The organism is Nonomuraea sp. NPDC005983, from assembly GCF_040614375.1.
GTDB lineage: Bacteria > Actinomycetota > Actinomycetes > Streptosporangiales > Streptosporangiaceae > Nonomuraea.
In genome coordinates, this window is record NZ_JBEXUP010000232.1 from 1 (window position 1) to 9,249 (window position 9,249).

The following is a 9,249-nucleotide window of genomic DNA, read 5'->3' on the forward strand; positions in this document are numbered from 1 at the left end:
GCCGCGGGGGGGCCCCCGCGGCCCCGCGGGGCCCCCGCCCTTGGGTGTTTTTGCTTTGCTCAATCCCCTGTCCGGCTACCCCCACCCCGTGGGCCGCGCCCCCGCCCCCCACGAGGGGTTCGCCAAACTGCTGCGCCTGATCGAGGATGCCAAGACAGCCGGGATCGACCGGGTCACCCATGCCACCTATCAGACGCCCGAACGGCGATAACGGCCATGAAGGACATGCACCGCGCCACCATCTTCGCCGCCGCCAGTCCAGGCTCGATCGCCCGCGCCGAGTTCGACACCATGGCCAAGGCCGCCGACGAGTGCATCACGAAGATCGCCGGCATCGACAAGATCGGCCCTCAGGTGGTCAGGCACCACAACACCGGTCTGCTCACCGAGATGATCGCCGACCTGGAAGCCCGGCTCACCGAACCGGCAGCAGGCTGACCAGCCCCCCGCTCTCCGGATCCGAGCGCCCCCTGCCCGCCGGGCACGGCCATCGACTCCGCAACAATGGCCTCTTCGAGGCGAGCACCAAGGCGGGCAGGAGCGTGCCCGGCATGACCCTGGACGAGGACGCCGTCCCCGCCCGCGCGGCGCGCTCGCTGCCGCTGGCGTTCGCCGCCGGCGCGGCGGTGGGGGTGCTGGGCGGGATGATCGGCCTGGGCGGCGCCGAGTTCCGGCTGCCGCTGCTGATCAGTCTCTTCGGGTTCGCCGCCCTATCAGCGGTCATCTTGAACAAGGCGATGAGCCTGATCGTGGTGCTGGTCGCGCTGCCCGCCCGGCTGGCCGCCGTCCCCTTCACCGACCTGACCGCGCATTGGAGCGTCGCGGCGAACCTGCTGGCCGGAAGCCTTCTGGGCGCCTGGGCAGGAGCATCCTGGGCGGTCAGGATGCGCACCGCCACCCTCTATAGAGTGCTCGCGGCCCTGATGGTGCTCATGGCCGCCGCCCTGGTCCTCACCCACACGACCGCCCTGGGCACGCTGGCCCTGCCCGGCCCAGCACAGACGATCGCCGGTGTCGCGGCCGGGTTTGGCATCGGGGTGGTGGCCGCGATCATGGAGTGGCCGGAGGCGAGCTGCTGATCCCGACGATTGTGCTGCTCTACTCCGTCGACATCAAGACCGCCGGCAGCCTGTCCCTGGTCGTCTCCCTGCCCACCATGCTGGTCGCCTTCGCCCGCTACAGCCGCGACGGCAGCTTCGCCGTCCTGGGCGCCAACCTCCGCTTCGCCGCCGTCATGGTCGCCGGTTCCATCAATGGTGGCTGCGTCGATGTTGGGCACCAGCGCGGATTGCTCACGGAGGAGGACCGCGGCCGGCTTGTAGTGGTTGAACCGCTTAGCGATCTTCCTCTGCTTGAAGACGGCCTCGATCTGCCGGACGATGCGTGGGTCCTTGGCGTTGAGGTCCGCATCGGTGATCGGGGTCGCGAGTTCTGAACTGTAGGCCCGGTTGACGAGCTCAAGGTAGAAGTCCCGGTCGAACAAGTCCTCAACGTCGGCGTCGGCGGTTCCCGTGAACTCGCTGATCTCGACGAGGCCGTTCTTGGCCAGCTGGTCGTTGTCCCGGAGACGTTGAACAGCTCCGATGTCCTTGGTGCTGGAGTCAACGAGGACAACGACGTTCAGAGGGACGTTGCCCGCCGCCCGTCACCCGCCACCAGAATGTCGATGCCTCCGCATGCTCGAAGAGCGTTCGACGCCGGCCTGGGCCTGCAGTGATCGGTCAGGGGTCTGACCGGAAGCGGCAACAGGTTGCTGCCCTGGGCGGATGCCTGCCGAAGCTGGTGGTTTTCGACGGTCAGCACGTTGACCACCCGCGCGAACTGCTCGATCTCGGCGGCAAGTCGCTGGTTCTCGGCCCTAACTCATGGGGGCGCTCACCTGCCGCCCGGGGCGCTCCGGATGCTCGCGGCTTTCCGGGTGCCCGCGCCTTTCCTGGCGTTCGTGGCGTTCGGGGCGGCCGGACTGTCCCGGCCGGAGCCCGGGTCGTGCCCCCTGCGGGCCCCTTGAGGGCTCTGTCCGGGGCCCAGTTCGAGGCTGCGTCCGTCTGATCGTCGAGCCCGCCAGCACCGCCAGGGTGACGAGGAGGACCACGGAGAGCAGGAACACCGCCAGGAATGCGAGGGTTAAGGCGATCACCAGGGACGCGATCGTGCCGAGCACAGCCAACATCCCGCAGGACGTGCCCGAATCACCGCAGCTTATGCCCCCAGAGACGGATATATCGCGCTACCCCGAAACGTTCCCCGACTGGTCGAGACGGCCCGGCAGCGCGTCGAGACGGCGCAGTATGACGCCCTCGCGCAGCGCCCACGGGCACACCTCCAGCCGGTCGACCTCGAACAGGTCCATGGTGGCGTCGGCGACGAGGGCTCCGGCCGCCAACTGCGGCGCCCGGGCCTCGGAGACGCCCGAGAGCTGGGCCCGCTCCGCCGACCCCATGCCGGTCAGCCTGACCGCCCATTCGGCGACGGCCTGCCTGGACAGCGAGCGGGAGACGTACGGGCCCTCGCCTGACGGCGCCGCGCCCGCGATCCTGGCCAGCTGCCTGAACGTCTTGGAGGTGGCCACGACGCGGTTGGGCTCGCCGTACTTGACCACGTCACCGACCGTCCGGGCGATCTCCGTGCGGACGTGCCTGCGCAGCGTGCGCACCTCGTCGGCCGGCGGCGGGTCGGCGGTGAACCAGTCGCGGGTCAGCCGCCCCGCGCCGAGCGGCAGCGAGACCGCCACGTCGGGCTCCTCGTCGACCCCGGCGGCGATCTCCAGCGAGCCGCCTCCTATGTCGAGGGCCAGCAGCCTCCCCGACGACCAGCCGAACCAGCGGCGCACGGCGAGGAACGTCAGCCTGGCCTCGTCGCGCCCCGACAGGACCTGGATGTTCACCCCGCACCGGTCGTCGATCTGCGCCAGGACCTGCTCGCCGTTGGCCGCCTCGCGCACGGCCGAGGTGGCGAAGGCCAGGAAGTCCTCGACGCCCTTGTCCTCGGCGATGCCCACCGCCTCCTCGACGAACTCGCCGAGCAGCTCGATCCCGGCGGCGGACAGGTTGTTGTCGTCGTCGAGGTGCTCGGTCAGGCGCAGCTCCTCCTTGTGGGAGTACGCGGGAATGGGCCGGGCGCCTCGATGGGCGTCGACGACGAGTAAATGGACGGTGTTCGAGCCGATGTCCAGCACGCCGAGTCGCATGGCACGACGCTACCGGTCAACGGCCCGTACGGCGAAGCGGCCCCCCGGCGTGGCCGGGCGCGCCGTTCCAGGTGGGCGGGCACGCGGGGACGTCCAAGCACCCGCGAGGGCTCCTCCGTGCGCGCGCCGCGCCCGCACCTGGGACACAGGTTTCCGTTCCGCGGCAATAGTCTGATCGCATGTCACGTACCCTGCGACTGTTGATCACCGGCGGCGGCACCGGCGGTCACACCTACCCGGCCCTGACGACCCTGTCGGCCGTCCAGCGACGTCAGGTGCCGCACGACGTGCTCTGGGTGGGCACCGCGAACGGCCTGGAGGCCAGGATCACCACCGAGCACGGCATCCCCTTCAAGGCGATCACCACCGGCAAGCTGCGCCGGCGTCCCAACATCAGGGAGCTCGGCACCAACATCGCCGACGTGTTCCGCATCCCCGTGGGCGTCTTCCAGGCGATCGGGCACGCCGCCCGCTACCTGCCCGACGTGGTGCTGTCGACCGGCGGGTACGTGGCGGTGCCGATCGGGGTGGCGGCCAAGCTGATCAGGCGCCCGCTGGTCATGCACGAGCAGACGACCGTGGTGGGGCTGGCCAACCGCATCCTGGCCAGGCTGGCGACACGGATCGCGCTGTCGCACGAGTCGTCGCTGGAGTACCTGCCCGCCTCGGCCAGGGCCAAGGCCGTCGTCACCGGCAACCCGATCAGGCCGGAGCTGCTGCAGGGCAACAGGGCGGCGGCCTACGACCTGTTCGGGCTGACGTTCGAGGTGCCGCTGATCTACGTGACGGGCGGCGCGCAGGGCAGCAAGCAGATCAACACGCTCATCGCGGAGATCCTGCCCAGGCTGCTCCCGCACGCGCAGATCGTGCACCAGTGCGGGCCCGCCTGGATCGACCACATGCGCGCCGTCGAGGTGCCACCTGAGCTGGCCGACCGCTACCACCCGGTGCCGTACGTGGGCGGCGAGCTGCCCGACCTGTTCGCCGCGGCGGACGTGGTGGTGGCGCGCAGCGGCGCGGGCACCGTCTCGGAACTGACCGCGATCGGCAAGCCGTCGGTGCTCATCCCGCTGATCCCGACGGGCGGCGACGAGCAGCGCAAGAACGCGGGCTACCTGGCCTCGGCCGGTGCGGCCCGCGCGTTGCTGGAGCCGCACCCGACGGCCGACCAGCTGCTGGCCGAGCTGATGCCGCTGCTGGCCGACCCCGGGCTGAGGAGCGCGATGGCCGACGCGGCGCACAAGCTGGGCCGCGTGGACGCGGCCGACGCGCTCTGCGACGTGCTGCTGGCGACGGCCCAGGGGGCCGGATAACGGGACGCCCCACGCCGGGTGCGGGCGGCGGAACGGACTCGCGGGAGGCTCAGGGGTCCAGGTAGCGGAACGCCTCGTGGGCGGAGCTCAGGCTCCGCCGCAGCGCCTGTTCGAGCTGACCGGCGTCCTCGGCGAGCGCGGCGAGCTCCGGGGCGGCGAAGCCGTCGGCCCCCGCCTCGGCGACCAGCTCCTCGTACTGGTGCAGCCTGCCCCGCAGCTCCTCGATCTGCTCGTGGGCCCGGTAGGCGCGCTCGGCCTCGGTGACGTTCACCGCGTACCGTTCCAGCGCCTCCACCCGGGCCACGACGGCGTCCTCGCTGCTGTCGAGCGCCCTGGCCAGCGGCGCGGCGACCGCGGCCACCTCGGGGGCGAGCCCGTCGGAGACGGTCTCGCGGTGCCTGGAGCGCAGCGACGACAGCTTGGCGAGGAGCCTTGCGATCTCCCACTCCTGGGCGGGCAGCATCACCGCGTTGCGCGCGCCGTCCAGCAGGCCCTCGGCCTGCACTCGCGACGCGAACACCGTGGCGATGGCCTGATGGGCGCGCTCGAGCAGCCGCCGGGAGGAGTCGTCGAGGTCGCCGGGGAGCACGTAGCGGCCCTCGTACTGGCGCAGCTGCTCGTAGACGGCGCGTTCGGCGACGACGTCGTCGTCCTCGTCGAGGTCTCTGCGCAGCAGCGTCACGACCACGAGGGGCACCCCGATGAGGGTGAGCACCAGCGCGCCGCCCGCGTCGGTGACCAGGCCGCCGAGCGTCGCCATCAGGAAGATCAGGATCAGGGTGCCGATCAACAGTGCCAGCCGGCCGGCACGTCCGGAATTCGCCGACGGCGGCTCGGCGGTCCCCCCGTGGCGCATCCTGAGTAACAGTTGCTCACTCTGCCTGAGCAGGTCGGCGTCCTCCTGCGGCACCTCCGGATCTACCACTACGTTCGCCACAAGTCGCATGATAATTCGCTGTCAGCGGCCAAGGTGGCGGAACGCCTCGTGGGCCGAGCTGACGCTGTCGCGTAACGCCCGTTCGAGGCGGTCGGCGTCCTCGGCGAGCCGGCCCAGCTCGGGCCCCGCCAACTCGTCCGCGCCCGACTCGGCCAGCAGTTCCTCGTAGCGCGGCAGGCCGGCGCTGAGCCGTTCGATCTGGTGCCGCGCCCGGTAGGCGCGCTCGGCGTCGGCCACGTGGCCCGCGTACCGTTCCAGCGCCTCGATCCGGGCCACGACCGCGCTCTCGCTGCTGCGCAGCGCCTCCGCCAGCGGCTCGGCGACCGCCGCCACCTCGGGCGTGACGCCTTCCGCGACGACCTCCCCGTACTCGCTCCGCAGCGCCGACAGTTTGGCGAGCAGCCTTGCGATCTCCCACTCCTGCTCGGGCAGCATCACCGCGTTGCGGACGTCGTCCAGCAGGCCCTCGGCGTTGACGCGGGAGTCCAGGACCGCGTCGATCGCCGCCTGGGTGCGGGCGAGCAGCGGCCTGGCGGCCTCGTCCAGGTCCTCGCGCAGCACGAAGCTGCCCTCGTGCCTGCGGGCGCTGTCGTAGACGTCCAGTTCGGCCAGCAGCTGGCGTTCCACCTCCGCGTCGGGCCTCGGTCCGAGCAGCAGCGCGACGACGAGCAGCGCGGCCAGGGTCATGACGAGGACGAACGGCGTGTAACGTCCGGCGCCGAAGAAGTACAGCCCGATGACGGCGGCCACCGCGGCCAGCCCGCTGGTCGCGGTGCGCAGCGCCACGTCGAGGGCGCTGTTGCGCCGTCTGTGGGCGGGCTTCCAGCCGGTGCGCATCCTGAGCAGCAGGTCACGGTTGTCACGTAACAGCTCGGCGGTCGCGTCGGGCACCGCTGGATCGACTACCACCTTCGTATCAGGCCCCGGCACATGATTAATCCTATGTAACGATCTGTCCGGATGTCAGCCTTCCAGGTACCGGAACGCCTCGTGGGCGGAGCTCACGCTCCGGCGCAGCACCTGTTCCAGCTCGTCGGCGTCCTCGGCGAGCCGCTCGATCTCCGGGACGGCCAGCGCGTCGGCCCCCGACTCTGCCAGCAGCTCCTCGTAGCGCGGCAGCCGCGCGCGCAGCTCCTCGATCTGGCCGCGGGCGTGGTAGGCGCGCTCGGCCTCGGCGACGTGCCCGGCGTAACGTTCCAGCGCCTCGACGCGGGCGACGACGGCGGACTCGCTGTTGACCAGGGCGCGCTCCAGCGGCTCGATGACGGCCGCGACCTCCGGCGCGATCCCCCTGGCCAGGAGCTCCCTGTGCTCACCGCGCAGGGCCGAGAGCTTGGCGAGGAGCCTGGCGATCTCCCACTCCTGCTCGGGCAGCAGCACCGCGTTGCGCGCGCCGTCCAGCAGGCCCTCGGCGTTGACGTGGGAGCGCAGCACGGCGCCGATGGCCCGCTGCGCCCTGCCGAGGACGAGCCGGGCCTCCTCGTCGAACTGCTCCGGGAGCAGGTAGCGGCCGTCGTACCAGCGGGCCTGCTCGTAGACGACCCGCTCGTGCGGGCGCTCGACCTGGGGCAGCTCGTTGATCGAGGCGATCTTGACAAGGACCACGAAGACGAACCCGCCTAACAGGACGAACCCGACCGGCGCCGCCGGTGACTCCAGCAGCACGGCCATCAGCGCGATCACCACCGGCGTGGCGGCCAGGAGCGCCAGGCCCGAGGAGTTCCTCCTGCGGGGTTCGGACGGCACCGTCGCCGGAGGCACCCAGCCGGACCTGATCCTGGACAGCAGCGGAGCGTTGGCGCGCAACATCCCGGCGATCTCCGCAGGCACTCCCGGATCGACCACCACACCCACGCTCTGCCCTGGCACCCTGGCGCCCCCAACGCTCGTGTTGTCCGGATACTACGTAACATTCCGCGCAAAAGGCAGCCTTACGCAAGGGACCCGGAATACGACAACGCCATCGGACCCCCGCTGACGAGGGCTTTCGCCACTGAACAAGGTTGGGGCCGTGGGAGGCGGACGTGGCCCGCCTCCCGGGAGTCGCGGTCAGCGAGCCGGGTCGTCCTCGCCGTCGACCTGGCGGGGCGTCCTGGCCGGACGCGCGTCGCCGCCGTTCACCGCCGGCGCGCGGTGGGCGAACGTCTCGACGGCGGTGGCCGTGCCGTCGGCGAGCTGGTCGAGGAGGACCGTGTTGACGTTGTCGTAGGTGTCGCAGGCCAGGTGATAGCACGAGTCGTAGGCCACCCCGGCCGTGCCGCCGAAGACGGCGGCCTCCTCGGCCGTCTTGACGGCATCGGTGCCGGAGCGCAGGCCGCCCGCCGGGATCCCGGCGTCCATGAACGGCTGGTAGTCGGAGCTGCCGGTGAACGGGTCCTGCTTGAGCGCGAGGCCGCGGCCGGCGTAGTAGTCGGCGAAGACCTTCTCGATCGCGTCCGAGCCCGGGGGCGGATTGGTGCCGTTGCCGAGGGAGTCGTCACCGTCCAGGACGCCGCGGACCCCGTTCGGGGAGCCGAGCATGTCGGAGTTCAGATAGAGAGCGATCTTGGCCTTCTCTTCGGCGCCGAGGTGCGCGACGTAGTACTTCGAGCCGAGGTCGCCGCCCTCCTCCGCGCCCCAGAAGGCGAAGCGGACCTTGTTGCCGACCCGGTTGCCCAGCTTGCCGATGTTCTCGGCGATGGCGAGGACGGTCCCGACGCCGCTGCCGTTGTCGTTGATGCCCGGCCCCTTGGTCACGCTGTCGAGGTGCGCGCCGGCGACGACCACGTGATCGGGGCTGCCCTGCGCGGTCTCGGCCAGGACGTTGGACGCCGTGCGCTGCTCGTTGACGGTGTCGGTCGTGACGTGCAGCTTCAGGCCGCCGGCCTTCGCCGCCTGGACCAGCTGCACACCGAGCTTGTTGGTGAGGCCGACCACGGGGATCGTGAACGCGTGCCCCACGTGCCCTTCCACCGGGCCGTCGGGGACGTCGGGGCGCTGGTAGACGGCGACGGCGCTCGCTCCGGCCTGCTGGGCGTTGCCGGCCTTGACTTCGAAGGTGCAGCCACCCCGGCGGATCAGCGCGATGTCACCGGCGGGGAAGCCGGCGAAGTCGTCGGCCTCGCAGCCGCTGCCCGTCCCTGTCGCGTCGGGATCCACGGCCGAGGCGCCGGCCGTCACGTCGCCGGCGCCCGAGTAGTCGAGCGTGCCGAAGTCGGTGCCGTAGGCGTAGGCCGCCGGCGACGGGGCGGTCTGGGCGAAGAGCGCGGGCGTGACCTGCCGGTAGTAGGGGAAGGCGAAGGTCTGGATCGTCGGCTTGAAGCCTGCCTGCTTGAGCTTGCGCACGACGTAGCTCACGGACCGCTCGAAGCCGGCTTCGCCCGCGGCGCGCGTGCCGCCGCTGTTGTCGGCGATCGTCTGGAGCGCCTGCTGGTGCGCCCGGATGGCACCGATCCGGACCAGGTCGGCCAGACGCGGAGCATCGGCATGCGCGGGCGGCGTCGTGACGAGCGTCACCGCCAGCCCGATGACGGTACCCATGGCCAGTTTGCGCACGTGCGCCCTCCTCAGGGGGCGAGATGGACCGCGCGATTCCGCGGGTTCAGCGGTTTTCGCGAAGATCTGACACAAGCGCGCAAGATCATATCTCGGGCTCTGTCAGGACCCTGCCGAGGGTAGTCGCTCCGAACGTGTTCCCAGGTCAGGGGCGGTGCGGCGGCGTGCCAGCCCTGCCACTCCCAGCGCGGCGGCCACGCACGCGAGCGGGATGGCGGGGGTGACGTAGCGGTGGTCGAAGTCGAGGGCGGCGACGGGGCCGACGAGCAGGAACACGG

Annotated in this window: 10 protein-coding genes; 5 read left to right on the forward strand and 5 right to left on the reverse strand. The window is 71.2% G+C overall.

Annotation, left to right across the window (positions count from 1 at the left end):
* The first annotated feature begins 55 nt into the window (after nt 1–55).
* The 4 genes from ABZ297_RS45195 to ABZ297_RS45210 all read left to right on the forward strand — a co-directional run bounded on the left by ABZ297_RS45195 (nt 56) and on the right by ABZ297_RS45210 (nt 1,435).
* Nucleotides 56–211, forward strand: a complete 156-nt coding sequence (locus ABZ297_RS45195; protein WP_355360245.1) for a hypothetical protein — start codon at nt 56–58, stop codon at nt 209–211.
* Nucleotides 212–216: 5 nt separating this feature from the next.
* The gene (locus ABZ297_RS45200) at nt 217–438 is read left to right on the forward strand and encodes a hypothetical protein (protein ID WP_355360248.1); all 222 of its coding nucleotides are present in this window, start codon (nt 217–219) and stop codon (nt 436–438) included.
* Between the two features lie 113 nt (nt 439–551).
* On the forward strand, nt 552–1,079 hold the full coding sequence (locus ABZ297_RS45205) for a TSUP family transporter (protein ID WP_355360251.1): 528 nt from the start codon (nt 552–554) through the stop codon (nt 1,077–1,079).
* Nucleotides 1,058–1,435, forward strand: coding sequence for a hypothetical protein (locus ABZ297_RS45210; RefSeq protein ID WP_355360254.1), 378 nt, complete (start codon nt 1,058–1,060; stop codon nt 1,433–1,435). The genes ABZ297_RS45205 and ABZ297_RS45210 overlap by 22 nt, the downstream gene beginning before the upstream one ends.
* A gap of 792 nt (nt 1,436–2,227) precedes the next feature.
* Here the strand turns inward: ABZ297_RS45210 and ABZ297_RS45215 are convergent.
* Nucleotides 2,228–3,187, reverse strand: a complete 960-nt coding sequence (locus ABZ297_RS45215; protein ID WP_355360257.1) for a Ppx/GppA phosphatase family protein — start codon at nt 3,185–3,187, stop codon at nt 2,228–2,230.
* A 179-nt stretch (nt 3,188–3,366) separates the two neighbouring features.
* Here ABZ297_RS45215 and ABZ297_RS45220 point away from each other — a divergent pair, with 179 nt between their 5' ends.
* On the forward strand, nt 3,367–4,500 hold the full coding sequence (locus ABZ297_RS45220; protein WP_355360260.1) for a UDP-N-acetylglucosamine--N-acetylmuramyl-(pentapeptide) pyrophosphoryl-undecaprenol N-acetylglucosamine transferase: 1,134 nt from the start codon (nt 3,367–3,369) through the stop codon (nt 4,498–4,500).
* A gap of 49 nt (nt 4,501–4,549) precedes the next feature.
* On the opposite strand, the gene ABZ297_RS45225 is transcribed toward ABZ297_RS45220, so the two are convergent.
* The 4 genes from ABZ297_RS45225 to ABZ297_RS45240 form a co-directional block, all read right to left on the reverse strand.
* Nucleotides 4,550–5,437 (reverse strand): hypothetical protein, encoded by an 888-nt coding sequence (locus ABZ297_RS45225; RefSeq protein ID WP_355360263.1) that lies wholly within the window; start codon nt 5,435–5,437, stop codon nt 4,550–4,552.
* A 21-nt stretch (nt 5,438–5,458) separates the two neighbouring features.
* Entirely contained in the window at nt 5,459–6,346 is an 888-nt protein-coding gene (locus ABZ297_RS45230) for a hypothetical protein (protein ID WP_355360266.1), read from the reverse strand.
* 54 nt (nt 6,347–6,400) lie between these two features.
* Entirely contained in the window at nt 6,401–7,291 is an 891-nt protein-coding gene (locus tag ABZ297_RS45235) for a hypothetical protein (protein WP_355360269.1), read from the reverse strand.
* A 195-nt stretch (nt 7,292–7,486) separates the two neighbouring features.
* The gene (locus tag ABZ297_RS45240; protein ID WP_355360272.1) at nt 7,487–8,971 is read right to left on the reverse strand and encodes a M20/M25/M40 family metallo-hydrolase; all 1,485 of its coding nucleotides are present in this window, start codon (nt 8,969–8,971) and stop codon (nt 7,487–7,489) included.
* Nucleotides 8,972–9,249 lie beyond the last annotated feature (278 nt).